Annotated in this window: 15 protein-coding genes; 7 read left to right on the forward strand and 8 right to left on the reverse strand. The window is 68.3% G+C overall.

All coding sequences use genetic code 11. The annotated features are described in order from the left end of the window. Nucleotides 1-18 precede the first annotated feature (18 nt). Nucleotides 19-1,428 carry an MBL fold metallo-hydrolase RNA specificity domain-containing protein gene (locus PO78_RS02585; protein WP_004303757.1) on the forward strand — a complete coding sequence of 470 codons (1,410 nt, stop codon included), beginning with the start codon at nucleotides 19-21 and terminating at the stop codon, nucleotides 1,426-1,428. A gap of 41 nt (nucleotides 1,429-1,469) precedes the next feature. On the opposite strand, the gene PO78_RS02590 is transcribed toward PO78_RS02585, so the two are convergent. Further along, nucleotides 1,470-2,153: a Crp/Fnr family transcriptional regulator gene (locus PO78_RS02590; protein WP_004303758.1), complete on the reverse strand. Its 684-nt coding sequence runs from the start codon at nucleotides 2,151-2,153 to the stop codon at nucleotides 1,470-1,472. 82 nt (nucleotides 2,154-2,235) lie between these two features. Between PO78_RS02590 and PO78_RS02595 the strand changes: the two genes are divergently transcribed. After that, complete coding sequence (locus PO78_RS02595; RefSeq protein ID WP_004303759.1) at nucleotides 2,236-2,616, forward strand: SirB2 family protein; 381 nt, start codon at nucleotides 2,236-2,238, stop codon at nucleotides 2,614-2,616. A 36-nt stretch (nucleotides 2,617-2,652) separates the two neighbouring features. Here PO78_RS02595 and fnr read toward each other — a convergent pair whose 3' ends face one another. Next, nucleotides 2,653-3,393 carry a fumarate/nitrate reduction transcriptional regulator Fnr gene (gene fnr, locus PO78_RS02600; protein ID WP_012584949.1) on the reverse strand — a complete coding sequence of 247 codons (741 nt, stop codon included), beginning with the start codon at nucleotides 3,391-3,393 and terminating at the stop codon, nucleotides 2,653-2,655. 140 nt (nucleotides 3,394-3,533) lie between these two features. On the opposite strand from fnr, the gene hemN reads away from it, so the two are divergent. From hemN to PO78_RS02625, 5 genes are all read left to right on the forward strand, one after another. Further along, entirely contained in the window at nucleotides 3,534-4,925 is a 1,392-nt protein-coding gene (hemN, locus tag PO78_RS02605) for an oxygen-independent coproporphyrinogen III oxidase (RefSeq protein WP_040828717.1), read from the forward strand. Between the two features lie 71 nt (nucleotides 4,926-4,996). Beyond that, nucleotides 4,997-5,707 (forward strand): sulfite exporter TauE/SafE family protein, encoded by a 711-nt coding sequence (locus tag PO78_RS02610; protein WP_004303762.1) that lies wholly within the window; start codon nucleotides 4,997-4,999, stop codon nucleotides 5,705-5,707. Between the two features lie 46 nt (nucleotides 5,708-5,753). Beyond that, entirely contained in the window at nucleotides 5,754-5,963 is a 210-nt protein-coding gene (locus PO78_RS02615) for a heavy-metal-associated domain-containing protein (protein WP_004303763.1), read from the forward strand. A gap of 90 nt (nucleotides 5,964-6,053) precedes the next feature. Further along, nucleotides 6,054-6,581, forward strand: a complete 528-nt coding sequence (gene ppa, locus PO78_RS02620; protein ID WP_004303764.1) for an inorganic diphosphatase — start codon at nucleotides 6,054-6,056, stop codon at nucleotides 6,579-6,581. Between the two features lie 464 nt (nucleotides 6,582-7,045). Beyond that, nucleotides 7,046-8,029, forward strand: coding sequence for an arsenic resistance protein (locus PO78_RS02625; protein WP_043741865.1), 984 nt, complete (start codon nucleotides 7,046-7,048; stop codon nucleotides 8,027-8,029). A 127-nt stretch (nucleotides 8,030-8,156) separates the two neighbouring features. Here the strand turns inward: PO78_RS02625 and pyk are convergent, their stop codons facing one another. The 6 genes from pyk to gcl form a co-directional block, all read right to left on the reverse strand. Continuing rightward, the gene (gene pyk, locus PO78_RS02630) at nucleotides 8,157-9,575 is read right to left on the reverse strand and encodes a pyruvate kinase (protein WP_004303769.1); all 1,419 of its coding nucleotides are present in this window, start codon (nucleotides 9,573-9,575) and stop codon (nucleotides 8,157-8,159) included. 17 nt (nucleotides 9,576-9,592) lie between these two features. Beyond that, the gene (locus PO78_RS02635; RefSeq protein ID WP_043741867.1) at nucleotides 9,593-10,024 is read right to left on the reverse strand and encodes a GlcG/HbpS family heme-binding protein; all 432 of its coding nucleotides are present in this window, start codon (nucleotides 10,022-10,024) and stop codon (nucleotides 9,593-9,595) included. A gap of 50 nt (nucleotides 10,025-10,074) precedes the next feature. Further along, nucleotides 10,075-10,497 carry a DUF3830 family protein gene (locus PO78_RS02640; RefSeq protein WP_004303772.1) on the reverse strand — a complete coding sequence of 141 codons (423 nt, stop codon included), beginning with the start codon at nucleotides 10,495-10,497 and terminating at the stop codon, nucleotides 10,075-10,077. A 10-nt stretch (nucleotides 10,498-10,507) separates the two neighbouring features. Beyond that, nucleotides 10,508-11,392 (reverse strand): 2-hydroxy-3-oxopropionate reductase, encoded by an 885-nt coding sequence (locus tag PO78_RS02645; protein WP_043741869.1) that lies wholly within the window; start codon nucleotides 11,390-11,392, stop codon nucleotides 10,508-10,510. A gap of 192 nt (nucleotides 11,393-11,584) precedes the next feature. Next, nucleotides 11,585-12,364: a hydroxypyruvate isomerase gene (gene hyi, locus PO78_RS02650; RefSeq protein WP_043741871.1), complete on the reverse strand. Its 780-nt coding sequence runs from the start codon at nucleotides 12,362-12,364 to the stop codon at nucleotides 11,585-11,587. Between the two features lie 77 nt (nucleotides 12,365-12,441). Then, nucleotides 12,442-14,217 carry a glyoxylate carboligase gene (gcl, locus tag PO78_RS02655; RefSeq protein ID WP_004303778.1) on the reverse strand — a complete coding sequence of 592 codons (1,776 nt, stop codon included), beginning with the start codon at nucleotides 14,215-14,217 and terminating at the stop codon, nucleotides 12,442-12,444. Nucleotides 14,218-14,310 lie beyond the last annotated feature (93 nt).

Genomic DNA, 14,310 nt, shown 5'->3' on the forward strand with positions numbered 1-14,310 from the left:
AGATCGGCGAGGCCAGCGATGATGCTCACCTTCCTTGGCGCTGCGGGCGAGGTCACCGGCTCCTGCCTGCGGGTCGATCACGAGCGCGGTGCATTTCTGGTGGATTGCGGCCTTTTCCAGGGCGGGCGCGAAGCCGACCGCAAGAACCGCGACGCCCTCGATTTCGAGCTGCGCGACATCGATTTCGTGCTCCTCACCCACGCCCATCTCGATCACTCCGGCCTGCTGCCGCGCCTCGTGGCACTGGGATATCGAGGGCGCATCTTCGCCACCACGGCCACTGTCGATCTGCTCGGCGTGATGTTGATGGATTCCGCCCATATCCAGGAGAAGGAGGCCGAGTGGGCGCTGCGCGACACGCGCTCGCGCAAGATGGCACGCCGGGCGGAGGTGGCCCCGCTCTACACCGTGGAGCAGGCGCGTACCAGTCTGGGCCGTTTCGTCCCCACCGACTACGACGACTGGATCGAGCCCGGCCCGGGCGTGCGCTGCCGCTTCCGTGACGCCGGGCACATCCTCGGTTCGGCGATCCTCGAGATCGACGTCGGCGAGCGCGGCCACACCCGCCGGCTGGTCGCCTCGGGCGACATTGGCCAGCCGATGCGCCCGGTGCTGCGGGACCCGGTGCGGATCGCCCGGGCCGACTACCTGTGCGTCGAGTCGACCTACGGCAACCGCGCCCACCGCTCCTTCGCCGCCACCTGCGACGAGCTCGCGCTCGCCTTGCGGCGCACGCTCGAGGTCGATGGCGGCAACGTGATCATCCCGGCGTTCGCGGTCGGGCGTACCCAGGAAGTGCTGTTCGTGCTCGCCGACCTGGTGCGCGCCGGACGCATCGCCCGGCTCGACGTCGTGGTCGACTCGCCGATGGCCTCTGCGGTCACCGCGCTCACCGTGCGCCACACCGCCCTCTGGGACGATGAGACGCGTGCGCTCTACGCCTGGGCCGAGGCCAACTCGGGACGCTTCCGTGTGCGGTTCGTGCAGGACGTCGAGGAATCGAAGGCGCTCAATGCGGTGCCGGGCGGGCTGGTCGTGATCTCGGCAAGCGGCATGTGCGATGCCGGTCGGATCAAGCACCACCTGCGCCACAACCTCGGCCGGCGCGAGTGCGCAGTGGTCATCGCAGGCTTCCAGGCTGCCGGCACGCTCGGCCGCCGGCTGGTCGACGGTGCGCACCAGGTCACCCTGTTCGGCGAACGTATCCCGGTACGTGCGCGCATCCATACCATCGGCGGGCTCTCCGCCCACGCCGACCAGCCCGCACTCCTCGACTGGCTGCGCGGCTTCGGCGAGGCGCCGCGGCGCACCTTCGTGGCGCACGGCGAGCCGGCTGCCTCCGCCGCCTTCGTCGAGGCGGTCGAGCGCGAACTGGGCTGGAGCAGGGTCGAGGCGGCGCGGCCCGGCGTGCCGGTCGTGCTCGAGTGAGCGTCCGCGCGCAAGCGGACCGAGAGGGCGGCGAGGGCCGCTCAGGCGTTGTAGCGCGACAGCCGTACCGGATCGTGCAGACTCACACGCTTGCCTTGCACGGTGATCAGGCCGGCGTCGCTGAGGTCGTGGAAGATGCGCGACAGGGTCTCGGGCGTCAGGTTGAGGCGCGAGGCGATCACCTGCTTGCTCGTCGGCAGCGCGATCTCGCAGGGTGCGTCGTTATCGGCCACCTGCAGCAGGTAGCCGATCACGCGCTGGGTGCTCGAGCGCAAGGAGTAGGTCTCCACGTCCTGGATCAGCCCGTGCAGGCGGATCGCCATGCCGGCGAGCAGCTTGCGTGCGAAGGTGGAGTCCTGGTCGATGAGTTCGCTCACCACCGCCTGGCCGACGTGCACCAGCACGGTCTCGCTCAGGGCCTCGGCGAAGACCGGGTAGGGGTGGTTCATGAACATCACGGCCTCGCCGAAGCTCTGCATCGGGCCGATGATCTCGACCACCTTCTCGGTGCCTTGCGAGGACGAGAAGGCGAGCTTGACCTGGCCGGAGACCACGAAGTAAAAGCCGTGCGGCAAGTCGCCGCGCTGGAACAGCACTTCGCCGCGGGCGACCTGGCGCTCGCGGGTGTAGCGCGCGACCAGCTGGATGTCCGCCTCCGACAGTTCGCTGAACAGCGGGATGCGGCGCAGCAGGGAGGGGATGTCGAGCGGGGTCGTGTTGGGCATCTGGAACTCTCCGTCTGGGGACGCAATTTCAATTCGGCCGGTTGTCGAGCGGCGCCCTGACCGGCTTTCGTTAGGATCGTGGATGTACTACCTGATCAAGAACCTGCATGTGACCTGCGTCGTGCTGAGCGCCGCCGGCTTCCTGCTGCGCGGCACCTGGATGCTCACCGGCAACGCCCTGCTGCAGCACCGCCTGACGCGGCTCCTGCCGCACCTCGTCGACAGCACGCTGCTGCTGTCTGCGATCACGCTGGCGGTAATGATCGGGCAATACCCCTTCAGCGCCGGCTGGGTCACGGCGAAGGTGATCGGCCTGCTCGCCTACATCCTGCTCGGCACGTTGGCGCTCAAGCGCGGACGTACCCGTGGCGTGCGGCTCGCCGCCTTCGCCGGTGCGATCCTGGTCTATGCGTGGATCGTGTCGGTGGCGCTGAGCAAGAACGTCGCCGGCTACCTCGCCTGAGCCGTCGAGCCCCGGGTCGTCCCGGCCACGGCGTGCTCAGCGCGCGCCGTGCTGGTGCTGAATCAGGCGCTTGAGGCCGGCGAGGTCGAGCAGGTGTACGTGCTTCTGCTGCACCGCGATCAGCCCGTCCTCCTGGAAGCGCGAGAAGGCGCGCGACACCGTCTCGAGCTTGAGTCCGAGGTAGGAGCCGATCTCCTCGCGCGTCATGCGCAGGTTGAACTCGCTCGGCGAGAAACCGCGCGCCGTGAAGCGCTGCGACATGTTCAGCAGGAAGGCGGCCAGGCGCTCTTCGGCGCGCATCGAGCCGAGCAGCATCATCACGCCGTGATCGCGCACGATCTCGCGGCTCATGACCTTGTGGAACTGAAGTTGCAAGCCCTCGATCTCATGCGACATCTGCTCGAGCTTGTCGTAGGCGATCACGCACACCTCGCTGTCCTCGAGCGCCACCGCGTTGCAGCTGTGGGCCTCGGTGCTGATGCCGTCGAGACCGAGGATCTCGCCGGTCATCTGGAAGCCGGTCACCTGTTCGCGACCGTCCTCGAGCAGCACGTCGGTCTTGAACGAGCCCGCGCGGATCGCGTAGATCGCCTCGAAGGAGTCACCGGCGCGGTACAGATTGTGCTGGCGCTTGACCTTGCGGCGCGCGCCCACCAGTTCGTCGAGCCGGCTCAGCTCACGATCGGACATTCCGAAGGGGAGGCACAACTCGACGAGGTTGCACTGCGAACAGGCCGATTTGAGCCCATCCACGGTAATTGGCACGCTAGCCCTCATCTGCACGATAATCCTGCTTTCCTGACATTAGAGACGCCTGCGCTGGAGTGGCGGGATTGCTAATCACACCCGTTGACCCAAGTCAACCAACATTACGGAGGCTTCTGCCATTGTTCGGCAGACAGCCCGCCAGCAAGATCATGAAAAGCCAGACCGACCTCATCTTCGACCCGCAACTGATCCGCAAATTCGACATCAACGGGCCGCGCTACACGTCCTATCCCACGGCGGACCGCTTCGTCGAAGCCTTCAATGCAGAGGCGCTGCGGGCCTGGCTGGCCAAGCGGGCGGTGGGCGGCGTAAGCAAACCGCTCTCATTATACTTCCACATCCCCTTCTGCAACACGATCTGCTACTACTGCGCCTGCAACAAGATCATTACCAAGGATCATGGGCGCTCGGCCAAGTACCTGAAATATCTCGCGAAAGAAATCGAGATGCAGGCCGCTTGCCTGGAGGGGAGCCGCCAGGTCACCCAGCTCCACCTCGGCGGGGGCACGCCGACCTTTTTGTCGCACGACGAGATGCGCGAGCTCATGGCGGCGGTGCGCGAGCACTTCACGCTGGTGCCCAACGGCGAATACTCGATCGAGGTCGACCCGCGCAAGGTCGATTTCGACACCGTGAAGCTGCTCGCCGAGCTCGGCTTCAACCGCATGAGCGTGGGCGTGCAGGATTTCGCCGAGGACGTGCAGCAGGCGGTCAATCGTATCCAGAGCTTCGACGAGACCAAGCTGGTCATCGACGCCGCGCGCGCCAACGGCTTCAAATCGGTGAGCATGGACCTGATCTACGGCCTGCCCCGGCAGAACCCGACCAGCTTCGACCGCACGCTCGACCAGGTGCTGGAGATCTCGCCCGACCGCATCTCGCTGTACAGCTACGCTCACCTGCCGGGCCTGTTCAAGCCGCAGCGCCGCATCAACAGCGGCGACATGCCCACGGCCGACACCAAGCTCGCGCTACTGCAGCTCGGCATCCGCCGGCTCACCGAGGCGGGCTACGTGTATATCGGCATGGACCACTTCGCCAAGCCCGACGACGAGCTCACCATCGCCCAGCGCCAGGGCCGCCTGCACCGCAACTTCCAGGGCTATTCCACCCACGCCGAATGCGACCTGCTCGCCTTCGGGGTGTCGGCGATCGGCAAGATCGGTCCGGTGTACGCGCAGAACGTGAAGACGCTCGACGAGTACTACGACGCGCTCGACCGCGACGAGCTGCCGGTGCTGCGCGGCATCGAGCTCACCGCCGACGACCTGCTGCGGCGCGCGATCATCCAGGCGCTGATGTGCCACTTCGAGCTCTCGATGCAGTCGATCGAGATCGCCTACCTGGTCAACTTCCGCGAGTACTTCGCCGAGGAACTCGCCGATCTGCAGGAAATGGAGAAGGCCGGGCTGGTCAAGATCGACGGCGACTGGATCAGCGTGCAGCCCGGCGGCCGCCTGCTGGTGCGCGGCATCGCGATGGTGTTCGACCGCTATCTGCGCGCCGACCGCGAGCGCCAGCGCTACTCGCGGGTGATCTGAACGCCGCACGGATTGCGCACCGCAGCGTAGAATGAGGGCCTCGCATTTCCCGCGGGGCCCTTTTCTTCTTCATGCCCGAAACCGGTTATCTCGCCGTCTTCCTGATCGGCCTGCTCGGCGGCACCCACTGCGTGTCGATGTGCGGCGGCATCGTCGGCGCGCTCAGCATGCAGGTGCAGGTGCCCGGCAGCCGGCCGCAGTGGCCGCTGCACCTGGCCTACAACCTCGGGCGCATCGGCACCTACACCTTGCTCGGTGCCGGTGTCGGCCTGCTCGGCTCGGTCGGCCTGCTCTACGAGGGCATGCTGCCGGTGCAGATGACGCTGTACGTGCTCGCCAACCTGATGCTGGTGGCGCTCGGGCTCTACCTCACCGGCTTCACCCGACTGCTCGCGCCCATCGAGCGCGTCGGTCACCTGCTGTGGCGGCGCATCCAGCCCGCCACCCGGCGCTTCCTGCCGGCGCGCTCGGTCGGGCAGGCGCTGCCGCTCGGCATGCTGTGGGGCTTCATCCCCTGCGGGCTCACCTATTCCATCCTCGCCACTGCGCTCGTCACCGGATCGGGTGCGCGCGGTGCCGGCCTGATGCTGGCCTTCGGGCTGGGCACGCTGCCCAACCTGCTGCTGGCAGGCATGCTCTTCAAACGCTTCCGCGACATCACCCGCCACCCCAGGGTGCGCCTGGCCTCCGGGCTCCTCGTGCTCGGCTTCGGCCTGTTCGGGCTGTACCACGCCCCCTCGCTCGGTGGCGACCTGTGGCGCGGCGTGGTGTGCGTGACCTGACGGTGCGACGGCACGCCCCTTTCAACCCATCGGGAGTCCTGGATAAATGAACGAAACGACGATCAAGGTCGAAGGCATGAGCTGCGGCGGCTGCGTGAAGAACGTCACCGGCGTGCTGAAGGCGCTGCCCGGCGTGGAGGACGTGCGGGTGTCGCTGGAAGGCGCATCCGCCACCGTGCGCCACGATCCGGCCAAGGTGTCGATCGACGCGTTGCGCGCCGCGGTCGAGGGCGCGGGCTTCGATTCCCCGGCCTGATCGGCAGCCTTCGCCGGGGGCATCGTCGCAGTGCAAGACATTGTGGTTTCCCCCTATAATCCGCGCACAATTTTTCCACGGGAGGGATGTATGGGCTTCGAACAGGTCAGCGCCGGCAAGGACGTGCCGAACGACATCAACGTCATCATCGAGATCTCCGCCCAGGGCGATCCGATCAAGTTCGAGGTGGACAAGGACAGCGGCGCCGTCTTCGTCGACCGCTTCATGGGCACCTCGATGCGCTACCCGCTGAACTACGGCTACGTCCCGCACACCATCGCCGGCGATGGCGATCCGGTCGACGTGCTGGTCGTGACCCCGTTCCCGCTGCAGCCGGGCGTGGTCATCCGCTGCCGTCCGGTCGGCGTGCTGAAGATGGAAGACGACGGCGGTGTCGACGCCAAGGTCGTTGCCGTGCCGGTGTCGAAACTGACCCCGCTGTACGACAAGGTGCAGACCACCGACGACCTGCCCGAGCTGCTGATGAAGCAGACGGTGCATTTCTTCGAGCATTACAAGGACCTCGAGCCCGGCAAATGGGTCAAGGTCCTGGGCTGGGGCACGGTCGAGGATGCCAAGGCCGAGATCGTGAACGGCTTGGCGGCTGCCAAGAAGTAATCCCGGGAACGCACGTTTCCGGATGACCCGGGGCCCACGCATGCGTGGGCCCCGGCCGTTTACGGCGCGGCTGACGTGACACTGACGGGATTGGCAGTGCCTTGTCGGCCATGGGGGCTGATGTGGCAGCCGAGTCGCGGGGCAGGGGCCGGGTTCGCGGCCTGCGCTTCTCCTACAGCGGCTGCCACCTGCGAGGTCTCGTGCAGGAGTGGCGCAAGCCGCGAATGCGGCGGTGATCCGGGGGGGCGCCCGCGTCGGTCCCTGCGTGGCCCTGTTCGCGGCTTGCGCCGCTCCTACGGAAACCGGCGTGCCCCGGGCGCGGGATAGAGGCGCGCCGTCAGACGTGCCCCCAGGAGGCCGAGCGGAGACGCCCACACGCGCCGTGACCTGGCATCGTGCTTGCTATCGTCATCGGAGGGCCGCGTCCTGGCAGGGCGCGTGCGAATGAAGAAATCGGGGGATCCATGCTTGCGCTGCTGATGAAGATCAACAAGAACCTGATCCTCGCCATCCCGGTGGCGATGGTGCTCGGCTTCGGCTTCGGGCTGTTCGCGCCGGTCGGCTGGCTGAAGTCGCTGATCGTGCCGCTGACCTTCCTGATGGTCTATCCGATGATGGTCAACCTGAAGCTCTCCAAGGTCCTCGAAGGCGGCGACCTCAAGGCGCAGGCGCTCGCGCAGGCGATCAATTTCGCCCTCATCCCCTTCGTCGCTTACGCGCTCGGCAAGGCCTTCTTCCCCGAGCAGCCGGCCTACGCGCTCGGCCTGCTGCTCGCCGCGCTGCTGCCCACCAGCGGCATGACGATCTCGTGGACCGGCTTTGCCAAGGGCAACCTCGGCGCCGCGGTCAAGATGACGGTGCTCGGGCTCGTCCTCGGCGCGCTCGCCACGCCGCTTTACGTGCGCTGGCTGATGGGCGCCGAGGTGCCGGTCGATATGGGCGCGGTGTTCATGCAGATCGTCGTCATCGTCTTCCTGCCCATGCTGGCGGGGCACTACACGCAGAAATGGCTGGTGGCGCGCCACGGCCAGGCCGCATACCATAAAGAGTGGGGGCCGCGCTTCCCGCCCTTCTCCACGCTGGGCGTGCTCGGCATCGTCTTCGTCGCGCTCGCCCTCAAGGCGAAGGACCTCGTGGCCCAGCCGGGCGAACTGATCGTGGTGCTGATACCGCTGCTGTGCCTGTATGCGATCAACTACGTGGTGAGTACCGTGGTGGCGCGTAGCCTGCTGCCCCGCGGCGACGCGATCGCGCTGGTGTTCGGCACGGTCATGCGCAACCTGTCGATCGCGCTCGCGCTGGCGATGAACGTGTTCGGCGCCTCGAGCTCGGGTGCGGCGCTGGTGATCGCGCTCGCCTACATCCTGCAGGTGCAGTCCGCGGCCTGGTATGTGAAGCTCACCGATCGCTTCTTCGGCCCCGCCGCACCCGCGAAGGCGGGGGGCTGAGCGGCGGCGCGGACGGAGCGATCGCGTCTCCGACCGCGTTTCCATGCTCCACGCCGCGACGGGTGGGTCGCCGGCATCTCCGACGCGCGAACACGGTTTGCGCCAAACGACCGCCTCAGCCCGCGACTCAGCCCGGAATTCTCGCCACGTGCAGCAGGTTGGTGCTGCCGCGTTGGCCGAAGGGCAGGCCGGCGATCACCACCACCGCGTCGCCGGCGCAGCCGAAGCCCAGGGTCGACGCCGCGCGTGCGGCGTGCTCGACCATCTCGGCGACGTCATGCACCTCCTCGAAGGGCACCGCATGCACGCCCCACACCAGCGCCAGCCGGCGTGCGGTGGCTGGCTGCGGCGTCAGCGCCAGGATGGGCGCCACCGGACGCTCGCGGCTCGCGCGCAGGGCGCTGAAGCCCGAGCTGGTGTAGGCCACCGTGGCCGCCGGTTCGAGCAGGCCGGCGACGCGGCGCAGCGCGCAGCAGATCGCGTCCGGGGTGTTCGCCGCGGCCGCCGTGTGGCTGGCTTCCAGTCCGGCGCGCCAGGCGGGGTCGCGCTCCACCTCGCAGACGATGCCGTGCATGATGGCCACCGCCTCCACCGGGTACTGGCCCGAGGCCGACTCGGCCGACAGCATCACCGCGTCGGCGCCGTCGTAGATCGCGGTGGCCACGTCCGAGGCCTCGGCGCGGGTGGGCACAGGCGAGGAGATCATCGACTCCAGCATCTGCGTCGCCACCACCACCGGACGGCCGGCTGCGCGTGCGGCCCGCACGATGCGGCGCTGCAGCACCGGCACCTGCTGCGGTGGCAGCTCCACGCCGAGGTCGCCGCGCGCGACCATGACGCCGTCGGCGAGCGCGATGATCGCGTCGAGCGCGTCGATCGCCGCTGGCTTCTCGAGCTTGGCCATGATCCAGGCGCGGTCGCCGATGAGTTCGCGCGCCTCGCGCAGATCCTCGGGGCGCTGCACGAAGGACAGCGCCACCCAGTCCACGCCCAGCGCCAGGCCGAAGTCGAGGTCGGCGCGGTCCTTGGCGGTGAGCGGCGAGATCGGCAGCACCACGCCGGGCACGTTCACGCCCTTGCGGTCGGACAGCGTCCCGCCCACCAGCACGGTGGTGTCGGCGAAGTCGGCGCCGCAGGCGTCCACCCGCAGGCGCAGCTTGCCGTCGTCGAGCAGCAGCTCGGTGCCGGCCTCCAGCGCGGCGAAGATCTCGGGGTGGGGCAGGTTGGCGCGCTTGGCGTCGCCGGCCGTGGGGTCGAGGTCGAGGCGGAAGCGTGCGCCGGGCACCAGGGCGACCTTGCCCTCGGCGAAGCGGCCGACGCGCAGCTTGGGCCCCTGCAGGTCCATCAGCACGCCGATCGGGCGGCCGATCTCGGCCTCGACCGCGCGGATCAGGCGGTAGCGTTCGGCGTGGTCCTCGTGGCTGCCGTGGCTGAAGTTGAGCCGGAACACGTCCGCCCCGGCCTCGGCCAGGGCGCGGATGCGTTCGCGGGTGGAACTCGCCGGCCCGAGGGTGGCGAGGATGCGGGCGCTGCGTTCGCGTTTCATGTCGGGTCCTCGGCGGTTCAGGCGGCGGATCGGGGGTGGGGGAGGGCGTGTGCGAGCAGGGCGTCGACCCCGGCGCGGGCGACGCGGGCGTCCTCGCCGGCCTTCACGCCGGAGACGCCCACCGCACCGAGCACGCGGCCATCGACCACCACCGGCTCGCCGCCTTCGAGCGGCACCACCGGCATCGCCAGCGCGGCGAAGCGGCCGCTGTTGACCATGTCCTCGAAGGCCTTGCTCGGCTTGCCGCTGAGCACGCAGGTGCGCGCCTTCTCGGGGGCGACGATGGCGCTCATCAGGGGTGCGCCGTCCATGCGCTGCAGCCACAGGGCGTGGCCGCCCGCATCGCAGATCGCGATGCTGACCGCCCAGCCGTTGGTGCGCGCCTCGGCCTCGGCGGCCGCGGCGGCGACGCGGGCGTCGGCCAGGGTGAGTGCGTGGGTGGGGATCATCTGCGGTCTCCGTCTTTCCATCGTTCTTGTGGGGTGGGCGAAGGGCGCGCTCAGCGCTCGCCAAGGTCGGTGAAGCGGATCCACTGCGCGCCCTTCCACAGCACCGTGCGGCCCATCTCGTGGAGCTGTTCGGCGCCCTCGACCACGGACAGGAAGTGGTTGCCGGCGAGCTGGCCCATCTTGCTGGCGAAGCAGCTGCTGCCGTAGGCGAAGAGGATCTCGGTCTCCGAGAGGCCGCCCGGGTAGAGCAGGATGTCGCCGCGCGAGGGGTGGCTGGTGTGGTTCTCGAACCCCAGGCCGGTGTCGAACTCGCCGAGCGGCACCCACACCGCCTCGCCGCTCCAGCGCGAGTGGATCACCTGGTTGGAGAAGGGCAGCAGCTCGAGGAAGGCGGCGCAGGTCTTGGGTGCGGCAGCCTCCTCCATGCGGGCGACGAAGCGGAAGGGGCCGACGTCGATGGCGAGATGGCGCATGGCGTCCTCCTTACTGGCCGATCTCGAAGTTGGCCATCTTCTCCAGCGCGCGCACCATCGCCGAGTGGTCCCACTTCGCGCCGCCGTGCGCGCTGCAGGCGTTGAAGAGCTCCTGCGCGGTGGCGGTGTTGGGCAGCGACACGCCGAGCTGGCGCGCGGTGGTCAGCGCGAGGTTGAGGTCCTTCTGGTGCAGCTCGATGCGGAAGCCGGGGTCGAAGGTGCGCTTGACCATGCGCTCGCCGTGCACCTCGAGGATGCGCGAGTTGGCGAAGCCGCCCATCAGCGCCTGGCGCACCTTGGCCGGATCGGCGCCGGCCTTGGCGGCGAGCAGCAGGGCCTCGCCCACCGCCTCGATGTTGAGCGCGACGATGATCTGGTTGGCGACCTTGGTGATCTGGCCGTCGCCGTTGCCGCCGACCAGGGTGATGTTCTTGCCCATCAGATCGAAGATCGGCTTCACCTTGTCGAAGGCGGCCTGGCTGCCGCCGACCATGATGGTGAGCGTCGCCGCCTTGGCGCCGACCTCGCCGCCCGAGACCGGGGCGTCGAGGTATTCGCAGCCGAGCGCGTTGATGCGGGCGGCGAAGTCCTTGGTGGCGACCGGAGAGATCGAGCTCATGTCGATCACGATCTTGCCCTTCGACAGGCCGGCGGCGACGCCTCCGGGGCTGAAGAGCACGTCCTCGACGTGCGGGGTGTCGGGCACCATGGTGATGACGATGTCGGCCTGGCGCGCGACCTCGGCGCCGCTCGCGCAGGGGCGGGCACCGGCCTCGACGAGCACGGCCGGGGTGTCGCCGCGGGTGTGGGTGAAGACGGTGTGGCCGCCCTTGATCAGGTTGCCTGCCATGGGGGTGCCCATGATGCCGAGGCCGATGAATCCGATGTTTGCCATGTTGTTGTCTCCTGGATGTGCTTGAAGCAGTGTCGTTTCATGTAGGAGCGCCGCAAGGCGCGAATGCGGCGGGTCGAGCCGCGATGCCGCTCGTCGCAGACCGACGGCCCGTTCGCGGCTTGCGCCGCTCCTACGGCGCTTTCGCAAGACCGTGTCGGTCCGTGTAGGAGCGCCGCAAGGCGCGAAGGTCGCTCAGCCGGCGAGCGCCCGGATCCAGCCCAGTCCTTCGCGGGTGCCGGCGGCGGGCTTGTATTCGCAGCCGATCCAGCCCTCGTAGCCGAGCTGGTCGATGAAGCGGAACAGCCAGGCGTAGTTGATCTCGCCGCTGCCCGGCTCGTGGCGGCCCGGGGTGTCGGCGATCTGCATGTGGGCGATCTTCGGCAGGTGCTTCGCGATGGTGTTGGCGAGCTCACCCTCCATGCGCTGCATGTGGTAAAGGTCGTGCTGCAGCCACAGGTTGGGCGAGCCGATCTCCTCGATCAGCGCGATCGCCTGTGCCGTGCGGTTGAGGTAGAAGCCCGGGATGTCGAAGGTGTTGATCGGCTCGACCAGCAGGCGGATGCCGGCTTCCTCCAGCCTGGCGGCGGCGAAGCGCAGGTTGGCGACCAAGGTCGCGTGCACCTTGTCGGCCTCCACGCCGGCCGGCGCGATGCCGGCGAGGCAGTTGAGCTGCTTGCAGCCGAGCGCGGTGGCGTATTCGATCGCGCGTCCGACGCCGTCCTGGAACTCGCCGACACGGTCAGGATGGCAGGCGATGCCGCGCTCCCCACTCTCCCAGTCGCCCGCCGGCAGGTTGTGCAGCACCTGCACGAGGCCGTGCCTGGCCAGGCGTTCGGCGAGCGCGTCCTTGTCGAAGGCGTAGGGGAAGAGGAACTCCACGCCCTTGAAGCCGGCTTCGGCCGCCGCCTGGAAGCGGTCGAGGAAGGGCACTTCGTTGAAGAGCATGGTCAGGTTGGCGTTGAACTTGGGCATTGCTTCGTCTCCGGTTGTCGGTTGCGGACGGGGCGGCCTGCCTGTGCCGTGACGGCCCCGTCCTCGGGGCGGTGCGTTCAGTCGAGCATCGAGATCGCGGTCGGGGCGTCCTCGCCACGTTCGGCGAGTTCCTCGAACTCGTTGATGGCGTCGATCTCGGTCCCCATGGCGATGTTGGTCACGCGTTCGAGGATGATCTCGACCACCACCGGCACGCGGAATTCTTCCATCCACTGCTTCGCCTGTGCGAAGGCGGGCTGGATCTCTTCCGGCGTGCGCACGCGGATCGCCTTGCAGCCCAGGCCCTCGACCACGCCGACGTGATCGACGCCGTAGCCTTCGGTCTCCGGGGCGTTGATGTTCTCGAACGCGAGCTGCACGCAGAAATCCATGTCGAAGCCGCGCTGCGACTGGCGGATCAGGCCGAGGTAGGCATTGTTCACCAGCACGTGGAGGTAGGGCAGCTTGAACTGCGCGCCCACCGCCAGCTCCTCGATCATGAACTGGAAGTCGTAGTCGCCGGAGATCGCCACCACCTTGCGACCCGGGTCGGCCGCGCACACCCCCAGCGCCGCGGGGATGGTCCAGCCGAGCGGGCCGGCCTGGCCGCAGTTGATCCAGTGGCGCGGCTTGTACACATGCAGGAACTGCGCGGCGGCGATCTGCGACAGGCCGATCGTGCTGACGTAGCAGGCGTCCTTGCCGAAGGCGAGGTTCATCTCCTCATACACCCGCTGGGGCTTCATCGGCACTTGGTCGAAGTGCGTCTTGCGCTGCAGCGTGCGCTTGCGCTGCTGGCACTCGGCGACCCAGGCACCGCGATCGGGCAGGGTGCCTGCGGCCTTCATCCCGTGCGCCACCTCGAGCAGGCGGTCGAGCGCCGCGCCCGCATCGGAGACGATGCCGTAGTCCGGGCCGAACACGCGGCCGATCTGGGTGGGCTCGATGTCCACATGCACGAACTTGCGTCCCCTGGTGTACACCTCCACCGAGCCGGTGTGGCGGTTGGCCCAGCGGTTGCCGATGCCGAACACGAAGTCCGATGCCAGCATGGTGGCGTTGCCGTAGCGGTGCGAGGTCTGCAGACCCGCCATGCCGGCCATCAGCGGGTGGTCGTCGGGGATCGCGCCCCAGCCCATCAGGGTCGGGATCACCGGCACGCCGACGAGCTCGGCGAATTCCTGCAATCTGTCTGCGGCGTCGGCGTTGATCACGCCGCCGCCGGCGACGATCAGCGGGCGCTCGGCGGCATTCAGCATGGCCATCGCCTTCTCGGCCTGGGCGCGGGTGGCGGCGGGCTTGTAGGCGCCGAGCGATTCGTAGGTGTCGATGTCGAACTCGATCTCGGCCATCTGCACGTCGAAGGGCAGGTCGATCAGCACCGGGCCGGGACGGCCGGAGCGCATGAGGTGGAAGGCCTGCTGGAACACGCGCGGCACCAGCGCCGGCTCGCGCACGGTCACCGCCCACTTGGTCACCGGCTTGGCGATGGACTCGATGTCGACGGCCTGGAAGTCCTCCTTGTGGAGGCGCGCGCGCGGCGCCTGCCCGGTGATGCACAGGATGGGGACGGAGTCGGCGGAGGCCGAATACAGGCCGGTGATCATGTCCGTGCCGGCCGGGCCCGAGGTACCGATGCACACGCCGATGTTGCCCGGGTTGGCGCGGGTGTAGCCTTCGGCCATGTGCGAGGCGCCCTCGACGTGGCGACCGAGGATGTGCCTGAAGCCGCCGTCCTTCTTCATCGCCGAGTACAGCGGGTTGATCGCGGCGCCGGGCACGCCGAACACGGTGCTCACGCCTTCCTTGCGCATCACCGCGGCGGCGGCGTCGACTGCTCTCATGCGGGCCATCTTCTGTCTCCTTGGGGTGGATGTCCTTGAAACCGATGGACGCAGCATACGGAGCGGGAAGGGCGGCTTGAATTGGGCTGGCAGTCGGTTCTG

Source organism: Thauera sp. SWB20 (assembly GCF_000831325.1).
GTDB classification, from domain to species: domain Bacteria; phylum Pseudomonadota; class Gammaproteobacteria; order Burkholderiales; family Rhodocyclaceae; genus Thauera; species Thauera aminoaromatica.

Bases quoted from the DNA above. Each gene is read 5' to 3' on its own strand.
- PO78_RS02585 (WP_004303757.1), top strand. From the start codon at position 19: ATGATGCTCACCTTCCTTGGCGCTGCGGGCGAGGTCACCGGCTCCTGC.
- PO78_RS02590 (WP_004303758.1), bottom strand. From the start codon at position 2,153: ATGCCCAACACGACCCCGCTCGACATCCCCTCCCTGCTGCGCCGCATC.
- PO78_RS02595 (WP_004303759.1), top strand. From the start codon at position 2,236: ATGTACTACCTGATCAAGAACCTGCATGTGACCTGCGTCGTGCTGAGC.
- fnr (WP_012584949.1), bottom strand. From the start codon at position 3,393: ATGAGGGCTAGCGTGCCAATTACCGTGGATGGGCTCAAATCGGCCTGT.
- hemN (WP_040828717.1), top strand. From the start codon at position 3,534: ATGAAAAGCCAGACCGACCTCATCTTCGACCCGCAACTGATCCGCAAA.
- PO78_RS02610 (WP_004303762.1), top strand. From the start codon at position 4,997: ATGCCCGAAACCGGTTATCTCGCCGTCTTCCTGATCGGCCTGCTCGGC.
- PO78_RS02615 (WP_004303763.1), top strand. From the start codon at position 5,754: ATGAACGAAACGACGATCAAGGTCGAAGGCATGAGCTGCGGCGGCTGC.
- ppa (WP_004303764.1), top strand. From the start codon at position 6,054: ATGGGCTTCGAACAGGTCAGCGCCGGCAAGGACGTGCCGAACGACATC.
- PO78_RS02625 (WP_043741865.1), top strand. From the start codon at position 7,046: ATGCTTGCGCTGCTGATGAAGATCAACAAGAACCTGATCCTCGCCATC.
- pyk (WP_004303769.1), bottom strand. From the start codon at position 9,575: ATGAAACGCGAACGCAGCGCCCGCATCCTCGCCACCCTCGGGCCGGCG.
- PO78_RS02635 (WP_043741867.1), bottom strand. From the start codon at position 10,024: ATGATCCCCACCCACGCACTCACCCTGGCCGACGCCCGCGTCGCCGCC.
- PO78_RS02640 (WP_004303772.1), bottom strand. From the start codon at position 10,497: ATGCGCCATCTCGCCATCGACGTCGGCCCCTTCCGCTTCGTCGCCCGC.
- PO78_RS02645 (WP_043741869.1), bottom strand. From the start codon at position 11,392: ATGGCAAACATCGGATTCATCGGCCTCGGCATCATGGGCACCCCCATG.
- hyi (WP_043741871.1), bottom strand. From the start codon at position 12,364: ATGCCCAAGTTCAACGCCAACCTGACCATGCTCTTCAACGAAGTGCCC.
- gcl (WP_004303778.1), bottom strand. From the start codon at position 14,217: ATGGCCCGCATGAGAGCAGTCGACGCCGCCGCCGCGGTGATGCGCAAG.